The sequence below is a fragment of the Kitasatospora sp. NPDC101447 genome, from assembly GCF_044767225.1.
In the GTDB taxonomy this organism is placed as follows: domain Bacteria; phylum Actinomycetota; class Actinomycetes; order Streptomycetales; family Streptomycetaceae; genus Kitasatospora.
Window position 1 is genome coordinate 127,362 of sequence record NZ_JBIWNL010000003.1, and the last position, 22,764, is coordinate 150,125.

General features: G+C 74.2%; 19 protein-coding genes. 8 read left to right on the forward strand and 11 right to left on the reverse strand.

What is annotated here, in order from left to right; all coding sequences use genetic code 11:
* Positions 1–28 precede the first annotated feature (28 nt).
* The 6 genes from ACIRST_RS05540 to ACIRST_RS05565 form a co-directional block, all read right to left on the reverse strand.
* The gene (locus tag ACIRST_RS05540) at positions 29–493 is read right to left on the reverse strand and encodes a hypothetical protein (protein ID WP_402800289.1); all 465 of its coding nucleotides are present in this window, start codon (positions 491–493) and stop codon (positions 29–31) included.
* Positions 494–656: 163 nt separating this feature from the next.
* Positions 657–2,015, reverse strand: a complete 1,359-nt coding sequence (locus ACIRST_RS05545) for a nitrate/nitrite transporter (protein WP_350521115.1) — start codon at positions 2,013–2,015, stop codon at positions 657–659.
* Positions 2,012–2,371, reverse strand: a complete 360-nt coding sequence (gene nirD, locus ACIRST_RS05550) for a nitrite reductase small subunit NirD (protein ID WP_350521116.1) — start codon at positions 2,369–2,371, stop codon at positions 2,012–2,014. Before nirD ends, ACIRST_RS05545 begins: the two co-directional genes overlap by 4 nt.
* Entirely contained in the window at positions 2,368–4,962 is a 2,595-nt protein-coding gene (nirB, locus tag ACIRST_RS05555) for a nitrite reductase large subunit NirB (RefSeq protein ID WP_402800291.1), read from the reverse strand. The genes nirD and nirB overlap by 4 nt, the downstream gene beginning before the upstream one ends.
* Positions 4,959–6,149 carry an NAD(P)/FAD-dependent oxidoreductase gene (locus ACIRST_RS05560; protein ID WP_396547180.1) on the reverse strand — a complete coding sequence of 397 codons (1,191 nt, stop codon included), beginning with the start codon at positions 6,147–6,149 and terminating at the stop codon, positions 4,959–4,961. The genes nirB and ACIRST_RS05560 overlap by 4 nt, the downstream gene beginning before the upstream one ends.
* A gap of 128 nt (positions 6,150–6,277) precedes the next feature.
* The gene (locus ACIRST_RS05565) at positions 6,278–8,413 is read right to left on the reverse strand and encodes a molybdopterin oxidoreductase family protein (protein ID WP_402800623.1); all 2,136 of its coding nucleotides are present in this window, start codon (positions 8,411–8,413) and stop codon (positions 6,278–6,280) included.
* 300 nt (positions 8,414–8,713) lie between these two features.
* Between ACIRST_RS05565 and ACIRST_RS05570 the strand changes: the two genes are divergently transcribed.
* Both ACIRST_RS05570 and ACIRST_RS05575 read left to right on the forward strand, forming a co-directional pair.
* Complete coding sequence (locus ACIRST_RS05570) at positions 8,714–9,838, forward strand: uroporphyrinogen-III synthase (protein WP_402800293.1); 1,125 nt, start codon at positions 8,714–8,716, stop codon at positions 9,836–9,838.
* Complete coding sequence (locus ACIRST_RS05575; protein WP_402800295.1) at positions 9,838–10,551, forward strand: sirohydrochlorin chelatase; 714 nt, start codon at positions 9,838–9,840, stop codon at positions 10,549–10,551. Before ACIRST_RS05570 ends, ACIRST_RS05575 begins: the two co-directional genes overlap by 1 nt.
* Here ACIRST_RS05575 and ACIRST_RS05580 read toward each other — a convergent pair.
* Complete coding sequence (locus ACIRST_RS05580) at positions 10,528–11,430, reverse strand: alpha/beta fold hydrolase (RefSeq protein ID WP_402800296.1); 903 nt, start codon at positions 11,428–11,430, stop codon at positions 10,528–10,530. The two genes, ACIRST_RS05575 and ACIRST_RS05580, sit on opposite strands and share 24 nt — an antisense overlap.
* 58 nt (positions 11,431–11,488) lie before the next feature.
* Here ACIRST_RS05580 and ACIRST_RS05585 point away from each other — a divergent pair, with 58 nt between their 5' ends.
* The 4 genes from ACIRST_RS05585 (at position 11,489) to ACIRST_RS05600 (ending at position 13,444) form a co-directional block, all read left to right on the forward strand.
* Positions 11,489–12,097: a TetR/AcrR family transcriptional regulator gene (locus ACIRST_RS05585; protein WP_402800298.1), complete on the forward strand. Its 609-nt coding sequence runs from the start codon at positions 11,489–11,491 to the stop codon at positions 12,095–12,097.
* Positions 12,098–12,228: 131 nt separating this feature from the next.
* Positions 12,229–12,360, forward strand: a complete 132-nt coding sequence (locus ACIRST_RS05590) for a hypothetical protein (protein ID WP_350521124.1) — start codon at positions 12,229–12,231, stop codon at positions 12,358–12,360.
* Positions 12,361–12,403: 43 nt separating this feature from the next.
* Entirely contained in the window at positions 12,404–12,874 is a 471-nt protein-coding gene (locus tag ACIRST_RS05595; protein WP_402800300.1) for a hypothetical protein, read from the forward strand.
* A gap of 165 nt (positions 12,875–13,039) precedes the next feature.
* The gene (locus tag ACIRST_RS05600) at positions 13,040–13,444 is read left to right on the forward strand and encodes a hypothetical protein (protein WP_402800303.1); all 405 of its coding nucleotides are present in this window, start codon (positions 13,040–13,042) and stop codon (positions 13,442–13,444) included.
* 169 nt (positions 13,445–13,613) lie between these two features.
* Here the strand turns inward: ACIRST_RS05600 and ACIRST_RS05605 are convergent, their stop codons facing one another.
* Positions 13,614–14,468, reverse strand: a complete 855-nt coding sequence (locus tag ACIRST_RS05605) for an S-methyl-5'-thioadenosine phosphorylase (protein WP_402800305.1) — start codon at positions 14,466–14,468, stop codon at positions 13,614–13,616.
* A 218-nt stretch (positions 14,469–14,686) separates the two neighbouring features.
* On the opposite strand from ACIRST_RS05605, the gene ACIRST_RS05610 reads away from it, so the two are divergent.
* Positions 14,687–15,319, forward strand: a complete 633-nt coding sequence (locus ACIRST_RS05610) for a transglycosylase family protein (protein WP_350521128.1) — start codon at positions 14,687–14,689, stop codon at positions 15,317–15,319.
* Positions 15,320–15,546: 227 nt separating this feature from the next.
* Here the strand turns inward: ACIRST_RS05610 and ACIRST_RS05615 are convergent, their stop codons facing one another.
* From ACIRST_RS05615 to ACIRST_RS05625, 3 genes are all read right to left on the reverse strand, one after another.
* Entirely contained in the window at positions 15,547–17,358 is a 1,812-nt protein-coding gene (locus tag ACIRST_RS05615) for an amino acid transporter (RefSeq protein ID WP_402800626.1), read from the reverse strand.
* A 421-nt stretch (positions 17,359–17,779) separates the two neighbouring features.
* Positions 17,780–19,432, reverse strand: a complete 1,653-nt coding sequence (locus tag ACIRST_RS05620) for a multicopper oxidase family protein (protein WP_402800308.1) — start codon at positions 19,430–19,432, stop codon at positions 17,780–17,782.
* A 110-nt stretch (positions 19,433–19,542) separates the two neighbouring features.
* A complete protein-coding gene (locus ACIRST_RS05625; RefSeq protein WP_402800310.1) occupies positions 19,543–20,097 on the reverse strand; it encodes a hypothetical protein in 555 nt (184 codons plus the stop codon).
* A gap of 257 nt (positions 20,098–20,354) precedes the next feature.
* Here ACIRST_RS05625 and ACIRST_RS05630 point away from each other — a divergent pair, with 257 nt between their 5' ends.
* Positions 20,355–22,760, forward strand: a complete 2,406-nt coding sequence (locus ACIRST_RS05630) for a collagenase (protein WP_402800313.1) — start codon at positions 20,355–20,357, stop codon at positions 22,758–22,760.
* Positions 22,761–22,764 lie beyond the last annotated feature (4 nt).

The window sequence follows — 22,764 nt, forward strand, 5'->3', positions numbered from 1 at the left end:
CAGGGCACGAGCGTAGGGCAAGCCCGGCTCAGCTCGTGGTGGCGGCGGGGGCGGCCGGCGCGGTGGTGAGCGTGACCCGCTTGGCGTCCGCCGCGGCCGGCGGGGTGGCGCCGATGTTGGAGACGGTGGCGGTGAGCACGGCGTCGACGTCGGGGATCCAGTTGAAGGTCTTGGACTGGACGACGATCTGCCGTTGCTGCTGCGTCCCGTCGCAGACCACGTCCGCCTCGGCCGTCCGGCTGGAGCCGAAGGCGATCGAGGAGGAGTCCTGCGGGTCCTTCTGCTCGACGGAGACGGTGAGCGAGCGGGCCTCGGTGCCGACCGAGCAGAGGTAGTCGACGTCGACCCGGACGCGGCCGGGCAGCTTCGGGTCGATCTTGGCGTCGCCGAGGCTGACGACGGTGGTGGCGGGGACCGGGTCGTCGGCCTGGGCGGGTGCGGCGAGGCCGGCGAGGGCCGTGGTGACGACCGCCAGGATGATCCACCGTTGCACTGCAACCTCCCTGTGGTGAGGACGTGTTGCGGCTGACGCTAACCGCCCGGCCGGGGCGCCGCGCGTCGAGGCCGGGCGGTCGTCATACCAACGGCCCACCCCCGCGGCCGGGCCCGGCGGGCCGGCCCGCGGGCCGGTCCCTCCGCCGGTGCCCGCCCCCGGGTCACCGCCGCCGGAGCCAGACGGCCCAGGTCAGCACCGAGCAGAGCACGTACGCCCCGAGGAACCCGAGGTACGCCGCGTCGCCGTTGTGGCTGGCCAGGAAGGACTGCCGGAAGGCCAGGTTCACCAGCACTCCGCCGAACGCGCCGATCGCTCCCGCGAGCCCGATCAGCGCGGCAGAGCGGCGCCGGGAGTCGGCCTCGGCGGCCTCCGGGTCGGCGCCGGCCGCGACCGCCGTCCGGGCGACGGCCTGGTAGTGCGCCGGGATCATCTTGTACGTCGAGCCGTTGCCGAGGCCGCTGAGCACGAACAGCGCGATGAACCCGGCGAGGAACAGCGGCAGCGAGTCGGCCCGCGAGGCGAGCAGCACCACGCCGGTCCCGGCCCCCATGGCGAGGAAGGTGCACAGCGTGACCACCGCCCCGCCGTACCGGTCGGCGAGCCGCCCGCCGACCGGCCGCAGCAGCGAGCCCAGCAGCGGCCCGAGGAAGGTGAGCGCGGCCGCCTTGACCGGGGTGTCGAAGCGTTCGTGGAACTGCACCTGCAGCACCTGCCCGAAGGCGAACCCGAAGCCGATGAACGAGCCGAACGTCCCGATGTACAGCGTCGAGACGGCCCAGCCGTACGGGTCGCGGGCGACTTCCCGCAGCGCCCGCCCCTCCCGGGACGAACCGGAGGACCCAGTCGGCCCGGCGGAGTTCGTCGCCAGGTTGTCCATCCGCCACCACGCCCCCGCCGCCGCGAGCACGATCAGCGGCAGGTAGAGCAGCGGCAGCAGCCGGGGGTGGGCGGCACCGGCGGTGGCCAGCACCAGCAGCCCGAGCAGCTGGACCGCCGGTACGCCGAGGTTGCCGCCGCCCGCGTTGATGCCGAGGGCCCAGCCCTTGAGCCGGTGCGGGTAGAAGGCGTTGATGTTGGCCATCGAGGAGGCGAAGTTCCCGCCGCCGACGCCGGCCACGCAGGCGACGGCCAGCAGGGTCCCGTACGAGACGCCTGGTTCCAGCACGAGGGCGGCGAGCGTGGTGGGGACGAGCAGCAGCAGGGCGCTGACCACCGTCCAGTTGCGCCCGCCGAAGCGGGCGACGGCGAAGGTGTACGGCAGGCGCAGCAGGGCGCCGAGTGCGGTCGGCAGGGCCGTGAGGGTGAACTTCCCGGCGGTGTCGATGTGGTACTCGGGGCCGAGGAAGAGGACGAGGACCGACCAGAGGCTCCACACGGAGAAGCCGATGTGTTCGGAGAGCACGGAGAACACCAGGTTGCGGCGGGCGATCCGGGCGCCGGTGTGCGACCAGAACTCCTCGTCCTCCGGGTCCCAACCCGCCAGCGGGGCGGGCTTTCTCGCGTCGAGGACGGTCGTCATTCCGCACCTCCGGGCGCGGCCACCCGCACCGGCCAGCGCCGCAGCACCGCGGGGGCGCCGTCGGGGGCGGTGTCCTCGTCCAGGCAGCGGCCGTCGGTCAGGTCGTAGACCTGCTTGTACATGGGCGAGATGAGTGTCGGACGGTCGCCGCGGCTGCCGAGCAGGCCCCGGGAGAGGACCGGCGCGCCGCTGAACGGGTCGAGGTTGTCGACGGCGTGGAGCGTTCCTGAGCGGTCCCGGAAGAGCGCGATCTGGCCGGCCTCCGGGAGCAACACCGCGACGCCGCGGCCGGGTTGCAGGTCGGTGAGGGCGCAGACGGTCTGCCAGCGGGTGCCGTCGTGGATCTGTACGGTCACGGGGTGAGCACCTCCAGTCGGGTTCCGGCGACGAGCACCGGGGAGTCGAGGGTGCGGCCGGCCTCGCCGGGGCGGGCGGGGCGGATCTGGCCGCGTTCGGGGACGAAGGTCACGGCGGGGTCGGGGGTGCCGGGGGCGTTGACGAAGGAGGCGAAGCGACTCAGCCGCTCGGGGTCGGCGAGCGTCTCGGCCCATTCGTCGCGGTAGCCGCCGATGTGACGCGCCATCAGATCGTCCAGTTCGGCGGCGATGCCGAGCGAGTCGTCGATGACGACGGCCCGCAGGTGGTCGAGGCCGCCTTCCAGCCGCTCCAGCCAGACCGAGGTGCGCTCCAGGCGGTCGGCGGTGCGGATGTAGAACATCAGGTAGCGGTCGATGGTGCGGATGAGGGTCTCGCGGTCGAGGTCGGCGGCGAGCAGGTCGGCGTGCCGCGGGGTCATGCCGCCGTTGCCGCCGACGTAGAGGTTCCAGCCGGCCGAGGTGGCGATGATGCCGAAGTCCTTGCTCTGGGCCTCGGCGCACTCGCGGGCGCAGCCGGAGACGGCGGCCTTGAGCTTGTGCGGGGAGCGCAGCCCCCGGTAGCGCAGTTCGAGTTCGATGGCGAGGGTGGTGGAGTCCTGGACGCCGTAGCGGCACCAGGTCTCGCCGACGCAGGACTTCACGGTGCGCAGCGACTTGCCGTAGGCGTGCCCGGACTCGAAGCCGGCGTCGACCAACTTCTGCCAGATGACCGGCAGTTGGTCGACGGTCGCGCCGAACATGTCGATTCGCTGACCGCCGGTGATCTTGGTGTAGAGGCCGTGGTCGCGGGCGATCTCGCCGATCGTGATCAGGCCTTCGGGGGTGATCTCGCCGCCGGGCACCCGGGGGACGACCGAGTACGAGCCGTTGCGCTGCAGGTTGGCGAGGAAGTGGTCGTTGGAGTCCTGCAGGGCGCCCTGCTCGCCGTCCAGGATGTGGCCGTTGCCGAGGCTGGCGAGGATGGAGGCGACGGTCGGCTTGCAGATCTCGCAGCCCTCGCCGCCGCTGCCGTGTTCGGCCAGCAGTTCGGAGAAGCCCGCCACGCCGGTGACCCGGACGATCTCGTACAGCTCGGCGCGGGTGTGGGCGAAGTGCTCGCACAGGCCCTTGACGGTGCTGACCCCGGCGGCTTCCAGCTCCTCGGTGACGACGGTGCCGAGCTGCTTGAGGCAGCTGCCGCAGCCGGTCCCGGCCCGGGTGCACTTCTTGACGGCGGCGACGCTGTCGCAGCCCTGGTCGCGGACGGCGGCGCGCACCGCGCCCTGGGTGACGTTGTGGCAGGAGCAGAGCACCGCCTCGTCGGGCAGCGCGACCGCTCCGGCGGGGGCGAACCCGGCGGGCAGGACGAGCTGTTCGGGGGCGACGGTGAGCGGCTTGCCGCCGGCGGCGAGCGGGCGCAGGGTGCCGTAGCCCTCGGTGTCGCCGACCAGGACGCCGCCGAGCAGTGCGCCGTCGGCGCCGATGACGAGCTTGCGGTAGACGCCGCTGCGGCTGTCGCTGTAGAGCACGTCGAGGGCGCCTTCGGCGGTGCCGTGCGGGTCACCGAAGCTGGCGACGTCCACGCCGAGCAGCTTGAGCTTGGTGGAGGTGTCGGCGCCGGTGAAGCCCTCGCCCTCCAGCTCCGCGAGGGTGCGCGCCGCCGTCTCGGCCATCTGGTAGCCGGGGGCGACCAGGCCGTAGACCCGGCCGTCGACGGCCTGGGCGCACTCGCCGATGGCGAGGATCGCCGGGTCCTCGGTGCGGCAGTGCGCGTCGACCACCACACCGCCGCGCGCGCCGACCGGCAGCCCGCACTCCCGGGCGAGCTGGTCGCGGGCGCGCACGCCGGCCGAGAACACCACCAGGTCGGCGGGCAGTTCGCGCCCGTCGGCGAGGGCGAGGCCGCGGACCGCACCGTCCGGGCCGGTGAGGACGCCGCTGGCGCCGGCACTGGTGTGGACGGTGACGCCGAGCTCCTCGATCTTGCGGCGCAGGGCCGCGCCGCCGCCGTCGTCGACCTGGACGGCCATCAGCCGGGGCGCGAACTCCACCACGTGGGTGTCCAGTCCGCCGGCCCGCAGCGCGCCGGCCGCCTCCAGGCCGAGCAGCCCGCCGCCGACGACGACGCCCGTCCGGGCGGCCGAGGCCCCGGCGCGGATGGCGTCGACGTCCTCGATGGTCCGGTAGACGTGGCAGCCGGGGGCGTCGGTGCCGGGCACCGGCGGCACGAACGGCACCGAGCCGGTGGCCAGCACCAGGACGTCGTAGTGGACCCGGGAGCCGGAGCGGGTGTGCACCAGCCGCCGTTCGCGGTCGATCGCGGTGGCCGGGTCGCCCAGCCGCAGGTCGATGCCGTGCTCGGCCGGGAAGCCGGCGGCGCAGAGCCCGAGGTCGTCGGGGGTGCTGCCGGAGAACAGCGCACTGAGGTGGACCCGGTCGTAGGCGGGCCGGGGCTCCTCGGCGAGCACGGTGACCCGCCAGGCAGCCGCGGCCGGCTGCTCGGTCCAGGCCTCCAGGAAGCGCTGGCCGACCATGCCGTGGCCGACCAGGACGAGGTCCCGGACAGTGCGGTCGCGGTCGTCAGGGGTCATCGCGCTACTCCAGTCATGGCAGTTCCTCGGGTGAGCAGGTGCAGGGGGTGGCCGGCGAGCGTGCCGCCGTCGGCGAAGGCGCCCGCCAGGGCGTCCACGGTGGCCAGGTCGCCGAGCAGGATGGCGCCGACCAGCCGGTCGCCGCGCAGGACGAGCTTCTTGTAGCTGCCGCGGGTGGCGTCGGTGAGCCGCAGCACGTCCAGGCCGGGGTCGAGGGTCTCGTCGACGGTGCCGAAGGCCGCGTACTCCAGGTCGCCGGTGCTGAGCCGGGCGCGCGGGCTGGTGCCGGGGTAGCGGGCGTCCGGTTCGGCGCCGGAGAGGCGGCGGGCGAGGACGTCGGCCTGCTCCCAGGCCGGGCCGGCCAGCCCGTGGACGGTGCCGCGGTGCTCGACGCAGTCGCCGATCGCGGACACGTGCGGGGCGGCGGCCAGCCGGTCGTCCACCAGGATCCCGGTGCCGACCGGCAGTCCGGCGGCGTGGGCCAGCGCGGTGCGCGGACGGGTGCCGCAGGCGAGGACCACCAGGTCGCAGTCCAGCCGGTAGCCGCTGGCCAGCTCCACGGAGCCGACCTTCTCGCCGCCGTGGACGGCCCGGGCGCGGTTGCCGGTGTAGCAGTCGACGCCGAGCAGCCGCAGCCGCTCCCGCAGCACGTCGGCCGCCTCGGGGTCCAACTGACGTTCAATCAGATGTGGTGCCTGGTGGACGATTTCGGTGCGCACTCCGAGCGCGGCCAGCGCCCGGGCGGCGCTCACCCCGAGCACCCCGCCGCCGATCACCACCGCGCGCTTGGCGCCGACGGCCTCCTCGGCCAGCCGGGAGCAGTCCTCCAGGGTGCGCAGCGTGTGCACGCCCTCGACCAGGCCGTACCCGTCGGGGCGGCGCAGCCCGCGGACGGGCGGGAGCACCGGGTTGGCGCCGGTGGCCAGCACCAGTTCGTCCCAGGGCTCCACCGTGCCGTCGGCCAGCGCGAGGGTGCGCGCGCCCGGGTCGAGGGCGACGACCTCGCAGCCGGGTCGGGCCGTCGCCCCGCCGAGCGGCAGGGCGATCGACTCGGCGTCGTAGCGCCCGGTCAGCACCTCGGCGAGCAGCACCCGGTTGTACGGGGCGCGGGCCTCGGCGCCGTACACGGTGACCGTGCCGGGCCCACCGAGGGCGCCGTAGCGCTCGGCGAAACGGGCGGCCGCCATGCCGCCGCCGACGACGGCGATCCTGGGGGCCGCAGGGCGCGTGCCGCTCGTGCGGCCCGTGGCGGGCTCGGGGGGTGTGGGGGGTGTGGGGGGTGTGGGGGCTGTGGGGGGTGCGGGGGGTGTGCGGCTCATCGGGCGACCTCCGTTCGTTCGACCCTCGTCGGGCCGCCCCCGGCGGCCCCCGCCCGCTCGACGCGCACCGCGCAGAGCTTGAACTCCGGCATCCGGGAGACCGGGTCCAGCGCCGGGTTGGTGAGGCTGTTGGCCCGGCCGGCGCCGGCCCAGTGGAACGGCATGAAGACGGTGTCCGGCCGGATGGCGTCGGTGATCCGCGCCGCGGCGACGGCCCGGCCGCGCCGGCTGCTGACCGCGACCGGCTCGCCGTCCGCGATCCCGAGCCGCTCGGCCAGCCGCGGGTGCAGCTCGACGAACGGGCCGGGGGCGGCCGCGTTGAGCTCGGCGACCCGGCGGGTCTGGGCGCCGCTCTGGTACTGGGAGAGCACCCGGCCGGTGGTCAGGAACAGCGGGTACTCCTCGTCCGGCTCCTCACCGGCCGGGCGGTGGGTCACCTCGGCGAAGCGGGCCCGACCGTCCGGGGTGGCGAAGCGGTCGAGGAACAGCCGCGGGGTGCCCGGGTGGTCCGGCGTCGGGCAGGGCCAGAACACCCCGTCCTCGGCGGCGATCCGCCGGTAGCTGATGCCCGCGTAGTCGGCGTCGCCGCCGGCCGAGGCGCGGCGCAGTTCGGCGAAGACCTGCTCGGCCTCGGCCGGGAAGCCCTCCGCGACGCCCAGCCGGGCGGCGAGTTCGCGCAGCAGCCACAGCTCGCTGCGCACCCCCTCGGGCGGATCGACGGCGCGTCGGCGCAGGATCACCCGGCCCTCCAGGTTGGTGGTGGTGCCGTCCTCCTCGGCCCACTGGGTGACGGGCAGCACGACGTCGGCGAGCCGGGCCGTCTCCGAGAGCACCACGTCCGCGACGACCAGCAGGTCCAGTGCCCGCAGCCGTTCGGTGACGTGCCCGGCGTTCGGTGCCGAGACCGCCGGGTTGGAGCCGGCCAGCAGCAGCGTCCGGACGCCGCCGGGCTGCCCGAGGCCGTCCAGCAGCTCGTACGCCGACACACCGGGGCCGGGCAGGCTCGCGGCCGGGACGCCCCACACGGACGCGACGTGCTCCCGCGCTGCCGGGTCCTCGATCGAGCGGTAGCCGGGCAGTTGGTCGGCCTTCTGGCCGTGCTCGCGCCCGCCCTGGCCGTTGCCCTGGCCGGTCAGGCAGCCGTAGCCGCTGTACGGGCGGCCGGCCTTGCCGGTGGCCAGGCACAGGTTGATCCAGGCGCCGACGGTGTCGGTGCCCTTGCTCTGCTGCTCCGACCCCCGTGCGGTGAGCACCATGCCGGTCTCGGAACGGCCGAACAGCCGTGCCGCCTCGCGGAGTTGGTGGGCCGGCACGCCGGTGATCCGCTCCACCCGGTCGGGCCAGTGGGCCATCGCCGACTCGCGGGCCTGCTCGAAGCCGCGGGTGCGCTGCGCCACGAAGGCGCCGTCCACCAGGCCCTCCGCGATCACCAGGTGGAGCAGGCCGAGGGCGAGGGCCAGGTCCCCGCCGGGGCGGGGCTGCAGGTGCAGGTCGGCGAGCTCGGCGGTGCGGGTGCGGCGCGGGTCGACCACGATCAACGTGCCGCCGTTCTCCCGCAGTTCGCGGAAGTAGCGGACGGCGGGCGGCATCGTCTCGGCCGGGTTGCCGCCGACCAGGATCAGGCAGCCGGTGTGCGGGATGTCGGCGAGCGGGAACGGCAGCCCGCGGTCCAGGCCGAAGGCCCGGCGGTGCGCGGCGGCGGCCGAGGACATGCAGAACCGGCCGTTGTAGTCGATGTTGGCGGTGCCCAGCACCACCCGGGCGAACTTGCCCAGCAGGTAGGCCTTCTCGTTGGTGAGGCCGCCGCCGCCGAACACGCCCACCGCGTCCGGTCCGTGCTCGGCCCTGGTCCGGGCCAGCCCGGCGGCCACCCGGTCCAGCGCCTCCGGCCAGCTCGCCGAGCGCAGCGGGGCGCCGGGCCGGTCGCGCAGCAGCGGGCCGGTCAGCCGGACGTCCCGGTCCAGCAGGGCGGGCGCCGAGCGGCCCTTGCCGCACAGCGCGCCCCGGTTGACCGGGAAGTCCGGGCGCTCCAGCAGCTCGACCGGCGACCGGCCGGCCGACGGCCGCTCAGCGGACGACGGATCAGCCGACGACCGCCCGGCCGGCAGCCGCTCGACCGGCACCAGCCGCATGCCGCACTGCAGCGAGCAGTACGGGCAGTGCGTGTCGGTGGCGGCGTCTGCGGCGGCGGCTCCGGCTGCGTCCGCGGCTCCGGCGGCCTTCGGGCTGGTCAACGTCATGCCGAGAACGGTGGCCGCCCGCTGTTTCCCGATCGGGTCGGCCGCGTTGCGGGCGCGGTACGCCTCGCTCACGGCACCCGGCCACCGGGGTGCACGGCCGGACATCTGCCGTAACCGGAGCGGCACTTTCGCTTACCGGCAGGTGACGGACGGGCAATGCCCCCGTAACACGCGCACCGCACGCTGGCGGGCATGGCAGCAACCCCCACCCCGTCAGGGCCGCTCACCGGCTTCACCGTCGGCGTCACCGCCGCGCGCCGCCGCGAGGAGCTCACCGCCCTGCTCACCCGCCGCGGCGCACAGGTGGTCGAGGCCCCGGTGCTGCGCATCCTGCCGCTCGCCGACGACCTCGCCCTGCGCGAGGCCACCGAGCGCTGCCTGGCCGCCCCGCTCGACTACGTGGTGGCCACCACCGGGGTCGGCTGGCGCGGCTGGATGAGCGCGGCCGAGGGCTGGGGCCGGGGCGCCGCGCTCGCCGAGGCCTGCCGCGGCGCGGTGGTGCTCAGCCGCGGGCCCAAGGCCACCGGCGCGGTCCGGGCCAGCGGGCTGGGCGAGGAGTACTCCCCCGGCACCGAGGCCACCGACGAGCTGCTCACCTGGCTGCTCGCCCGCCCGCTGGCCGGGTGCCGGATCGCCGTCCAGGAGCACGGGATCCGGCTGGACGCCTTCGCCGCGGCGCTGCGCGAGCGCGGTGCCGAGGTGATCTCCGTCCCGGTCTACCGCTGGGCGCCTCCGGAGGACCCGGGCGCGGTGCGCAAGCTCCTCGACCAGACCGTCCGCCGCCAGGTGCACGCCCTCACCTTCACCAGCGCGCCCGCGATCACCGCCCTGCTCGCCACGGCGGAGGCCGAGGGCCTGTACGAGGCGCTGGTCGACGCCCTGCGCGAGGACGTCCTGCCGGTGTGCGTCGGCGCCCTGTGCGCCCGGCCGCTCACCGAGCTCGGGCTGCCCGCCGTCCACCCGGAGCGCGGCCGCCTCGGCTCGCTGGTCCGGCTGCTCGCCGACACCCTGCCCAGCCGGGCCCGACGTGAAGTCGCCCTCGCCGGGCAGGTGTTGACGCTGCAGGGGAACGCCGCCCTGGTCGACGGCGAGAGCCACTGGCTCAGCCCGCGCGGCGCGGCCGTGCTGCGGGCGCTCGCCGAGCGGCCCGGCCGGGTGCTCAGCCGCGCCGACCTGCTGCGCGCCGCCTGGCCCGACGCGGCGGCCGACGAGCACGCGGTGGAGGCGGCGGTAGGACGGCTTCGGGCCGCGCTGGGGCCGCACGCCGCACTGATCCGCACCGTCCCCAAGCGCGGCTACCGGCTGGCGGCGGGCTGATGACCCCGCCGGCCCCGGCCCTGCTCGCCGTCGCCCACGGGAGCCGCGATCCGGCGGCCGTCACCTCGACGCGCGCCCTGCTGCGGCTCGTTCGCTCGCTCCGCCCCGAACTGGCCGTCCACTGCTGCTTCCTGGACCTCGCCGAGCCGTCCCTCCCGCAGGCCCTCGGCCGGCTCGCCGACCGGCAGCCGATCCTGGTCCCGCTCCTCCTCGGCACCGGCTACCACGTGCGCGTCGACATCCCCGCCGCCCTGGCGGACGCCGGCCTCCCGCACGCCCGCCTCGCCACCGCCCTCGGCCCGCACCCACTGCTCGCCGAAGCCCTCGCCGACCGCCTCACCGAGGCCGGCGCCCCGACGGACGCCCCGGTGGTGCTGGCCGGCGCCGGCTCCTCCGATCCCACCGCGCTCGCCGACACCGCGCGGATGGCCCGGCTGCTGGCCGCCCGCCTCGGCCGCCCGGTCACCCCCGCCCACCTGTCGGCCGCCGCCCCCACCCCCCACCGGGCGGTCGCCGACCTCCGGTCCGCCGGCCACCCCGGGGTCGCCCTCGCCACCTACCTCCTCTCCCCCGGCTTCTTCGCCCGCCGCGCGGCCGGCACCGCGGCCACCTGGACCGGCGCCCCGCTGGCGGCCCACCCGGCCGTAGCCCGCCTGGTGCTCCACCGCTACGACGAGGCCCGCACCGCCTCAGCCCTGCCGGCCGCCGCCTGACGCTCCCCCGATGAACGACAGCAGCCGCTCGTTGACGAGTTCCGGCTGCTCCAGGTTCAGGCCGTGACCGGCCCGGTCCAGGATCTCCGCCCGCACGCCCGGGATCAGGCGCGTGACCCGCTCCACCACCCGGCGCGGGCGCAGCAGGGCACTGCGCCTGCCCACCAGCACCAGGACGGGCAGGTCGATCGACGCCAGCTCCTCGTCCGTGAACGGTCGGGCCGCCGGGCGGCCGCCCGGCTTGTAGCTGCGCATCCCGAGCATCAGCGGAGCGATCATCTCGCGCGGCGCACCGAGCGCCGGGTTGGCGAGCAGCCGCCCCACCGCCGGACGCAGCGGCCTCGGCGCCAGCATGCCGAACAGCCCGGCGATCATGCTGACGTAGAACCGCGCGGGGACCTTCTCGATCCCGCCCGGGTCCAGCGGCGCGACCGAGGCGAGCCGCTCGGGCGCGTGGACGGCCTGATTGAGCGCCAGCCAGCCGCCGTACGAGACCCCGACCAGGTGCACCCGCTCCAGCCCCAGGCCGGCGAGCACCTCCCCCAGCCAGGCGGCGTTCTCCTGCGATCCCGCCGCGACGGCGCGCTGCACGCTGCGGCCGGGGTCGTCCAGGGTGTCGATCGCGTAGACCGGGTGGTGCTCCCCGAGGGCCGCGACCTGCGGGTACCAGTTGGACGGGTGCCCGGCGTGCCCGTGCAGCAGCACGATCGGCTCGCCGGTCGCCGCGCCGTGGCGGTGGACGTGCACGCTCCCGTACGCGGTCTCGACGTCGAACTCCTGCCGCGGGCTCGGCCACAAGTCCATCGCGCGGTCGTACGCCTCAAGGAACTTCGCCCGAGCCGCCTCACTGACGAAGTGTCCGACGCTGGTCCTGGTCATGAGCCCTCCCCTGTTTTGATGGTATGGTTGTACCACAAAAGTATTCGAAGGGAACCCGATGCCCAAGCTGGTGGACCACGAGGAGCGACGGGCCCACATCGTCGACGCCCTGCTCCGGTCGGCGGCGCGCGACGGCCTCCACTCCGTCACCATGCGCTCCGTCGCCACCGAGGCCGGCGTCTCCGTGCGGCTCGTGCAGTACTACTTCGACACCAAGGAGAAGCTGCTCCTCGACGCCATGACCCGCCTCACCGGCCGCATGGGCGAACGCGTCCGGCACCGGGTACGGGCGACCGGCGCCGGCACCGACCCGCGCGGCATCATCGAGGCCGTCCTGCTCGAAGCCGTCCCCACCGACGACGAGAGCCGCGCCTTCCACCTCATCCACACCGAGTACGCCGTCCTCTCCGTCACCGACCGCGCCCTCGCCGACCAGGCCTTCCTCGCCGCCCCCAACGAGATGGAGGCCTTCCTCGCCGCCCACCTCGCCACCGCCCGACGATCCGGCGACACCGACCCCACCCTCGACCCCCACCGGGAAGCCGCCGTCCTCCTCGCCACCTCGGCCGGCCTCGGCCTGAGCGTCCTCCTCGGCCAGCGCACCCCGGAGGAGGCCACCGCCACCCTCCGCTACCACCTTGACCGCGTCTTCCCCACCACCGACTGACCCACCCACCGCCGACTCCGGCCGACGGCGACGCACCGCGAACGAATCGCCCGGCGGGCCACAGGATCCTTCTGCCCCACCAGTCGGTCCGTTCGGCTGCGCCCGTCCCCGCTCGCTCGTTAGCGTGACCCATGTCCGCAACACCGGAGAGCAGCAAGGACTGGCACGTATCGGACGACGACCTCCAGCGTCTCCACCGGACAGGTCTGGCCCAGGAGTTCGACATGGGAGGCGCCGGCAAGGCCAGGACCAGGAAGGGCTGACATGGTGTCCCACATCAATGGTGACAGGCGGTGGACGCGACGGTTGCCGGCTGCCTTCCTCGTGCTCTGCGGGCTGATCACCATGGGGTGCGCCTGGTGGGGCGTGGCCGCGTACCTCCGGGCCGTCGATCCGCCGCCGACCGACACCGACCGCGCGGAGCGGCTGGCGGGCCTGTCCCACGAGCAGCACCCCGGCAAGGGGCGCTACTACGTCCCGGCGGACGCCGTGCTGTCCCGGACCGCCGACGGGGCGCGGGTCGCCTACCTGCGCTACCGGATCGGCGGCGGCGACGACGCCAACCTCGACGACTTCCTCAGGACGTACGACCTGCCCCGGCCCAGTGCCCCCGCATCGCTGCCGGAGGACCTGCGAGCGTCACTGCCGGGAGACGAGCCCGCCGCGGGCCCATTGCTGCCCGACGGGCAGGGCGGACGGGAGATCTTCGTGGTGGAGCGACCGGCCGCCGACCTCCCTGGCGCGGCCGACGTCTACGTCCGGGCCGCCGGTACATGAGGGGCCCGTCATCGCCCCGCGTCGGCGGGTCCCGGGGGACGTCCGCCGCCACACCTGTGCACACCCTGACAGTCAGATGACTGATGGCACACGTATGACCTCACCGGGACAGTGGGGGTGCTCCGAGAGCAGACATGTCGGAACCACACCACAGGGGTTGTCACCATGAAGAAGACGTCGGGCACGCTGGCGAAGACCGCCGGCGCCCTGGGCCTCGCAGTCGCCGCACTGACCACCGTGTCGGCCTCCCCGGCCGCCGCGAGCACCTCCGCCACGGCCGGCTGCACGAAGTACTACAAGCTCGACAACATCCAGGTCCAGGTGGACAACTGCTCCGACGGCTGGGTCTGGATCTACACCGGCGGCGGCACGTACTACACGGGCACCGTCCACCTCAAGTCCAACTTCGACAAGGACCTGGGGGACGTGAAGGCGGACCGGGGCAAGGCCAACGCGACCAAGTACTACGTACAGGTCGGGAGCATCAAGATCTGCGGCACCAAGTACCTCGGCTGGACTCCCCCGCTCAGCCCGTGGTGGACCGACTGCACCACCGAGATCCACGTGTGACCCGTCCGGTCGTGACCGCGGAGGCGGTCCGTCGACGGTGTCGGCGGCCCGCCTCCGCGGTCTCCGGGGCTCTGCGGGGCTCTGCGGGCTCCAGGTTCCACAGATGCCACGGATGCCACAGGCACTACAGGTGCCACGGGGCTCGGACGGCTCAGTCGGCTCAGTCCGCTCAGTCGGCGGCCACGCCCGGCAGGCCGGTGGCGACCCCGTCCAGGGCGTGCGAGCAGACGCAGTCCCGTTCCGCGGGCAGGCCCTCCAGCGCCTTGAACAGGACGGTGCGCAGCCGGTCGACGTTGCCCGCGAAGACCTTCAGCACCTCCGCGTGGGTGACGCCCTCGCCGCTCTCCACCCCCGCGTCGAGGTCGGTGACCAACGCGAACGACGTGTAGCAGAGACCGAGTTCACGCGCCAGCACCGCTTCCGGATGGCCTGTCATGCCGACCGCCGACCAGCCGTTGGCGGTGAACCAGCGGGACTCGGCGCGGGTGGAGAAGCGCGGGCCCTCGATCACCACCAGCGTGCCGCCGTCCACCGGCTCCCACGCCGCGTCGCGCGCCGCGTCCAGGGCCGCCCGTCGCCCCGCCGGGCAGTACGGGTCGGCCATCGACACGTGCACCACCTCGGGCACCGAGCCGTCCGGCAGCGGCAGCCCGTCGTAGAAGGTCTGCACGCGCCCGGAGGTCCGGTCCACGAACTGGTCCGGCACCAGCAGCGTGCCCGGCCCGTACTCCGGCCGCAACCCGCCCACCGCGCACGGCCCGAGCACCTGCCGCACCCCCAGCGCGTGCAGCGCCCACAGGTTGGCCCGGTAGTTGATCCGGTGCGGCGGCAGACCGTGGCCGCGCCCGTGCCGGGGCAGGAAGGCGACCCGACGCCCGGCCACCTCCCCCAGGAACAGCGCGTCGCTGGGCGCCCCGTACGGCGTGTCGACGCGCACCTCGGTCACGTCGTCCAGCAGCGCGTAGAGCCCCGAGCCGCCGATCACGCCCAACTCGGCGCGTGCGCCGCCCTGATCGATCGTCATCGTTCGTACCCTTCGTCGAGGAACGTCCGCGGTCACTCTAGGGCGGGGGGTGAACCGGGGGTACGGCCGGATGGCCGCGGGCCGCCGGGGTGGCACCGGGCGGCCGTGCGGGTGACTTGCCGGACGTGTCGGCGGCGGAACGGCCCGGCTGTCTGCGTCGGTGGGAGTGCGCCGTCTCCGGGCGGTGCGTGTCCTGTCCCCGGATCTGAGAGCCGCCCATGCCTCCCACCGCTCGTCTCCGCCGCCTCGTCCCGACCGCGCTCTGCGCCCTGACCGTGGCTCTCGCCGGCGCCCCAGCGGCCCACGCCGCACCCCCGGGCCGCGAGGGCGGGTCCGACCCCGGCCGGGCGGACGGCGGCCGGTACGACTGGGACAGCGTGGCGGCCTGCGAGAGCAGCGGCAACTGGCGCGTCAACACCGGCAACGGCTACTACGGCGGTCTCCAGTTCGACCAGCCCACCTGGCGCGAGAACGGCGGCCTCGCCTACGCCCCGCGCCCCGACCTCGCCACCCGCGAGCAGCAGATCGCCGTCGCCCAGCGCCTCGCCGGCCGCCGCGGCCTCTCGCCGTGGCCCGTCTGCGGCGCCCGCGCCGCCCACCGCCACGACCGCGGCGACGCCGCGCCGCCCCCGGCCGCCCACGCCCCCGCCCACACCCACACCCCGGCCGCCGAGCCCGCGCCTTCGCGGGACGGCACCTGGACCGTCCGGGAGAACGACACCCTCGCCGACCTCGCCGAGCGCCTCCGCGTCCCCGGTGGCTGGCCCGCCCTCTACGCCCTCAACCGCGGCACCGTCGGCGACGACCCGGACCTCATCCAGCCCGGCATGGTCCTGGATCTCCCCTCCTGACCGCGTCCCCTCCCGATCCGCCGCCCACGCCCTCCCCTCCCGGGCGTGGGCGGCACCACGTGTTCACGGCCTCACCGCGTCACCCGCCGCGCCGCCACGGACCCGCCGGCGAGAGCGCCTCCGGGAACGCCGACGGCCCGCCCGCTCACCGGGAGCGGACGGGCCGTGCAGCAGGGGCGGCGGTCAGGGGCCGGCGCCGGGGCGCCCGTGGGGGTCGGCCGACGGGGTCAGCCGACGTGGACGCGCGGGCGGCGCGAGCGGTCCGGCTCGGCCTCGCGCAGCACCTCGCGGGTGACCGGCGCGACCTCGCCCTGGCCGAACAGGAAGAACCGCAGGAACTGGGCGAAGGGGTTGCCCTCGGTCCACTCGAAGTAGAGGTGCGGCCGCTGCCCGGTGCGGTCCCGGACGGTGAGCGCCAGCGCGGCGATCGCGTTGGGGATGCTGGAGCTCTCCAGGGTGAGCACCCGGTAGCGCCCGTGCAGGACCTCGCCGCGGACGGTCAGCTCGGCCTCGAAGTCGGAGGCGTCGCGGACGGTGACCTCGACGAAGACCAGGTCGTCCTCGCCGGGGATGTCGTTGTCGGCGCGGATCTGGCGGATCTTGTCGCGGTACTCGGCGTTGTCGCGGCGGCTCGGCTCGTTGGCGATCAGCCGCAGCGGGCGGTGCGCGTAGTCCCTGATGAAACGTTCCGCCACCTCGTCCATCGCCACGTTCGTGACCCGCAGCTCGAAGGCGCGGCGCAGCCGGGAGGCCAGCGAGACCAGGATGATGCCGGCGATGAAGCAGGCGCCGATCTTCAGACCGTCGGGCCGCTCCATGCAGTTCAGCACGGTGGTGTAGAGGAAGACCGCGGAGATCGCCGCGAAGGCGACGGTCCAGCCCTTCTCGCGCTTGCGGAACGCCGCGATGGTCACCGCGATGGCCGCCGAGCTGATCAGCACCAGCACACCGGTCGCGTACGCGCCGCCCTGGGCGTCGACGTTGGCGTCGAAGATCCAGGTCACCAGGAAGCCGATCAGGGTCAGCACGATCACCATCGGCCGCACCGCGCGGGCCCAGTGCGGGGCCATGCCGTAACGCGGGAGGTAGCGGGGCAGCAGGTTGAGCATGCCCGCCATCGCCGAGGCACCGGCGAACCAGAGGATCGCGATGGTGGAGAGGTCGTAGACGCTGCCGAAGGCGCCGCCCAGGTACTGGTGGGCCAGGTACGCCAGGGCGCGGCCGTTGGCGTCGCCGCCGGGCTTGAACTGGTCGGCCGGGATGAGCAGCGTGGTGATGAAGCTGGTGGCGATCAGGAAGCAGCTCATGATCACGGCGGAGGTGGTGAGCAGCTTGCGGGCGCCCCGGATCCGGCCGGCCGGGTTCGCCTCGGTGTCACCGGCGCTGCCCTCGATGTGCGGCATCACGGCGACGCCGGTCTCGAAGCCGGACAGGCCGAGCGCCAGCTTCGGGAAGGTCACCAGGGCGACGCCGACCATGATGATCGGGTTGCCGTGCTGGGCGGTCAGCGCGTCCGTCCAGTCGGTGACCACGTGCGGCGCGTCGATGATCTTCCACAGACCGACGGCCACCACGACCACGTTCAGCGCCAGGTAGACCCCGACCAGGGCCACGGCCAGGCCGATCGCCTCGCTGAAGCCCTTGAGGAAGACCGCGCCGAGCAGCGCCACCAGGATCAGCGTGATCAGCACCTGCTTGTCGCCGAGCATGCCGGTCAGGTGCGGATTCTCCACCAGGTGCGCGCTCGCGTCGGCGGCGGACAGCGTGATGGTGATCAGGAAGTCCGTCGCCGCGAAGCCGAGCAGCGCGAGGACGAACAGCTTGCCCTTCCAGAACGACAGCAGCCGCTCCAGCATCGCGATCGAGCCCTCGCCGCGCGGGCTCTCCTTGGCCACCCGCCGGTAGACCGGCAGCGCGCCCAGCAGCGTGACGATCACCAGCACGATGGTGGCGATCGGCGACAGCACGCCGGCCGCCAGGGCGGCGATGCCCGGCTGGTAACCGAGCGTGGAGAAGTAGTCCAGGCCGGTCAGGCACATCACCCGCCACCAGCGCTGGCCGGCGTGCGCACCGTGCGCGGCGGATTCCCCCGCCGCCGCGCCGTCGTGCGACGCCTGCGGGCCGCCTGCCGCGTCGGACGGCTCCGCGGGCTTCGCCGCGCTCATGTCCTCCAGCAGCCAGCTCCGCAGCCGTATTCGCGCCGACGACGAACCCTCCGTCGCCGTCCCCGTCAAACCCGACGAAACCACGTGACACCTCTTGTTTAAAGACCCCGCAAAAGCGCCGTCGGGCGACGGCAGTGCGCCAGGCTATGCGACGGGCGTTAAGGAGGTGTCATCGGCCCGCGTTAAGAAATCGTCATGAAGGCGCAGGTCGGCGAGGGTGGCACGGCGCAGCGAGGCGGGTGCCGGGGGCGGGGAACGCGCTCCCCGCCCCGGCGTCTCACAAGGTGGACCGGGGTTACGCCTGGTAACCGAGGACGGTCATCATGCCCGTCTCCGCGTGGTAGACGTTGTGGCAGTGCACCATCCACAGCCCCGGGTTGTCGGCGTCGAAGTCGACGGCCAGCGTCGTGCCGGGCAGCACGATCGCGGTGTCCTTGCGCGGGCCGTCGCCGGGCAGCGCGAAGCTGTGTCCGTGCAGGTGGACCGGGTGCCACATGGCGGTGCTGTTGCGGAACTCCAGCCGCACCCGCTCGCCGGCGGCCACCGGGTGGCGCTGCGCCGGGTCGTACCTGCGGCCGTTGAACGCCCAGTCGGCCTTCGCCATGCCACCGGTGAGCTCCAACTGCACCGTGCGGTCAGGGGACTTGGCGGGCAGTCGGACACTCGGGTCGGCCTTCAGCCCACCGGCGGTCACCGGCGTGCCGTCGAGCTCGGCCGGGCGCACCGAGGCGTCGGGCGCGGCGCCGCCGCCGGTGCGCAGCAGGGCGAGCGCGGTCGCGCCCTTGCCCTCGGCGAGCGCGGTCAGCGGGAAGACGCCGTCCCCGGCGGTGACCAGGACGTCGTAGCGCTCGCCCATGCCGAGCAGCAGCGCCCGGGTGGCGGCCGGCTCGACCGGGAAGCCGTCAGTGTGGGTGACGGTCAGCTCGTGTCCGCCGAGGGCGACCCGGTAGGCGGTGTCGCCGGCCGCGTTGATCAGCCGGATCCGGATCCGGTCGCCGGGCTTGGCGGTGAAGGTCTCGGGAGCGGTCGCGAGACGGCCGTTGACGAGGTGGAACGGGTGGGCGACGTCGCCGGCGTCGCCGCCGAGCAGGGGGCTGCGGGCACCCATCAGCATCCGGGCGGGTCCGCTCGTCGCACCGCCCGCCCCCGGCCCCGCCGTGCCGGTCACCCCCGACGCCCCTGACATCCCTGACATCCCGGGCATTCCCGGCATGTCGTGGCCGGAGCCGCCGGAGTGGTCCGTCCCGCCCATGCCCTGGGCGAGTTCGGCGAGGACGGCGTCCGGGGTGCTGCCGTCGACGCCGTCCACCCAGTCGTCCAGGACGACGACCCACTCCCGGTCGTAGCGCAGCGGCTCCTTCGGGTCCTCGACGATCAGCGGCGCGTACAGGCCGCGGTCCTGCTGGACACCGGAGTGCGGGTGGAACCAGTACGTGCCCGGGTGGGTGAGGGTGAAGCGGTAGTCGAAGGTGGCGCCGACCCTGACGGCGGACTGGGTCAGGCCCGGCACGCCGTCCATGTCGTTGCGCAGCGCGAGGCCGTGCCAGTGCAGCGAGGTGGGCTGCGGCAGGTGGTTGGCGAGGGTGAGGGCGAGCGTGTCGCCGACGGTGGCCCGGACCTCCCGGCCGGGAAGGCGGTCGCCGTACGCCCAGCTGCGGACGGTGCGGCCGCCGAGGTCGAGAGTGGTCTCGGTGGCGGTGAGCGCGACCTTGCGCTCCGGGCCGGGGTTGCGCTTCGCCTCGGCGGCGGCGACCTCGGGGCCGTTCGGTGCGACGAAACCGGCGGGGGCGGCGGAGGCGGCCGGGCCGCTCGCACCTCCCGCGTCGCCGTGGTTCACGGACGCGTGGTCCATGCCCTTCATCGAATCGGACGAGCAGGCGGTGAGCAGGCCGGTCCCGGCGGCGGCGAGCGCGGCGGCGAGGACGGTACGGCGGGTGGGTGTGCGCATGGCGGAGTGCACCTCGTGCGGTGGTGGTGTGGGCGTGCAGGACGTCGCGTCGGCCGTTCCGCACGCGGGCGCTTCGCAGCGCGCGCGGGCACGGATCGGCGGGCGCGCGCCTACTGACGCAGCACCGAGAGCCGGGCGAGGAGTATCCGTCCACCCCCGGGCGGGGGCTGCGCGCGGACGGCCCGCAGCAGACGCGCGCGCACCTCGGCCGCGGCATCCCCACCGGAACGCAGCAGCGGACCGGCGATCAGGAGCACCAGGGTCCAGCCGGCGAGGACGGCGAGGCAGACCGTCATCGGGTCCATGCCGCCGGGAGCCGAGGGGTCGGCGAAGGCAGAGGCGGCGCGAGAGGCGGCGGCAGAGGCAGGGCCGGAGCCGGGGTCGGCGTCGAGGCCGGGGCCGCCGGTCACGAGCCGCGCGGCCGGGGCCCGGACGGGCTCGGGGGCCATCGCGTGGTGGCCCAACGCCTGACGCGCCGCCACCCGGCCGTCCCCGGCCTCGCGTCCACCGTGCCCGCCGTACCCACCGTGCCCGCCGCGTTCACCGTGCCCACCGGCCGGATGCCCGAGCGTGTGCATCGTCACGACGCCGATCAGCAGCGCGGCGAGCAGCAGCAGGCGCAGCGCCCGTGGCACCGAGGGGCCGAACGGCCGCAGCTGCGCCATCCTCCGCCTCCCCCATCGGGTCCGGTCCGCCTGCACGTACCCCCGCAGGGTATCCCGAACTGCAGAAGCGGAAGGAGTGGGGGTCAACTCCGTTCACCCTCTTGGCAGGTGCAATTTCACATTGCTATGTTACGCCTCGCTCAACCGAGGGCGCCCCAAACCCCGCAACGCCCGCCCTCGCCCCCGGCAGTCCCGGGCCGGAACCCACGGCACTGCCGCCTCGCACCGCCCTGCCAATTCCCCCTCCAGGAGATCCGGTGTCAACTTCCCGCGTAGCCCGGCGAGTCCTGCTCGCCTCCGCGATGGCCGTCACCCTCACGCTGCCCACGCTGCAGACCGCCCAGGCCCTCACCCCCACCCCCGCGACCTCGGCCCCGGCCTCGGCGCCGACCGCACCGACGAGCTCCACGCCCGCCCCGGCCGCCCCCGACCAGCGCACCGCCTACGACGACGTCGACCACCTCGGCGCCGACACCGCCAAGCCCGGCGCCCCGGCCCCGGCCCCCGGCGGCGGCTCGCTCGGCAGCACGCTCATCCCCGGACTGCTGCCCGACCACGTCGGCGCGCCCGCGCCGACCGCCGACCAGGTCGCCGGCACCACTGCCACCACCCCGCCCACCAGCGGCGCCGGCGTGCCCTGCACCGTCGACGGGCTCACCCGCCTCGGCGCCGACCAGCTCGTCGCCTTCCTCACCGACCCGGCGGTCACCGCGGACGGCTGTCTGAACTCGATCCTCTGGACCTGGGACGCCCGCTTCACCACCACCATGGACAACGCCCACGTCCGGGCGGTCGCCGACCGGCTCACCCAGCTGTCCGCCACCGACGACGGCACCGGCTCCTCGCATGTCTACGAGCTGTGGACGTACCTGCACGCGACCGTCTACCACGCCTTCACCCACCACGAGCTGAACGTCTCCGACCCCGCGACGCTCGGCTCGATCCAGCGCGCGATCACGGCGTACGCGGGCAGCGCGCACGCCTTCGACCGCACCGACCTCGCCGCGAACATCCTGCGCGAGACCGCCATCACCGCCGGCGCCGACGGCCTGCGCCAGAACAACCTCGGCCTCGCCCGACGCATCCTCGGCGTGCTCGCCCCCGGCACCACGGTGGCCGACAGCGCCGCCTGGGGCAAGGCCGTCCTCCAGGCGCTCAACCTCAACTACCTGGGCATCTACAACCAGGACCCGGCCTTCCTCACCGCCGTCGCCGGCGACGCCGACTACCGCGCCGCGTTCCGCGCCTACGCCTCCTGGGGCCACCTCAAGGGCACCAAGAACGCCTGGGCCGCCCGCGACGCCGTCGCCGAGTACGGCCGGTTCGGGCAGGTGCCGGCCCTGCACGACGCCACCGTCGCCGACCTCGGCCGGCTGATCGACACCACCCGGACCGCCTTCGGCGAGTGGTCCGACCCCTGGGCCAAGGCCATCGGCTGGGCCGCCACCTACGGCGTCTGCCACCAGTACGGCGTCTGCATATCCGACCTGGAGGCGAAGCTCTTCCCGAACACGTACACCTACGACAACGGCGCCATCGAGGTCCACACCGCCCTCGACAAGGCCACCGTCGACCAGATGTACTACGCGAGCAAGCAGGTCAAGTCCCAGTACTTCCGGGTGCTCGGCACCGACCAGCCGCTCGCCGGGGACGCCAACCCCACCCTGCACATCCACCTGTACGCCTCGCGCGCCGACTACGAGGTCTACCACCCGATCCTCACCGGCTACTCCACCAGCAACGGCGGGATCTACATCGAGCGCGGCGCCACCTTCTACACCTACCAGCGACGCGTCCCGCAGGACTCCCAGCTCACCCTCGAAGAGCTGTTCCGCCACGAGTACGTGCACTACCTCAACGGCCGCTGGGCGGTGCCGGGTTACTTCGGCGACCCGCGCTGGTACGCCGACGACAAGACCACCGCGATGGACGAGGGCACCGCCGAGTTCTTCGACGGCTCCACCCGCGACCACGGCATCCTGGTGCGCAAGTCGCTGGTCCGCAAGCTGGCCGCGGACGAGGCCGCCGGCATCCCCCGGATGACCGTCGCCCAGCTCCTGCACGCCCGTTACACCGACACCCCGGCCTTCCACTTCTACAACTACGCCGGCACCTTCTTCGAGTTCCTCTGGCAGCAGCACCCCTCGCTGCTCCGCGAGATGTACGGCTACCAGCGCGCCGACGACCCGGCCGGCTTCGACGCCTGGCGCGACCGGGTCGGCGCCGACGCCGCCCTGCAGAAGGAGTACTCCGCCTTCCTCGACGCCCAGATCAAGAACGTCGACAACCTGTACGTCCCGTCGACCTCCTTCGTCCCGAACGGCTCGCTCGACCTCGCGTGGGCCGACGACGTCCAGGAGGAGTTCGCCGCCGCCACCGGCGCCACGCCCGACTGCAAGGACAACGGCGACTGGGCCAACAAGCCGATGCGCTTCGTCTGCACCGGGCGCATCACCGCCAACCTCTCCGACTCCACCAATCCGGACAAGGTCTTCAAGGACATGTCCGACACCGTGGACTACTTCATCCTCACCCGCACCAAGGACGTCGAGGGGGCGAACAACCTCAACGACATGAACTGCAGCTTCGGCAAGGTCGACGTCTGGACCGGCGGCAAGGCCGGTACCGCCGACTACACCTGCGAGGGACCGCTCCGCCGGTAGCCGC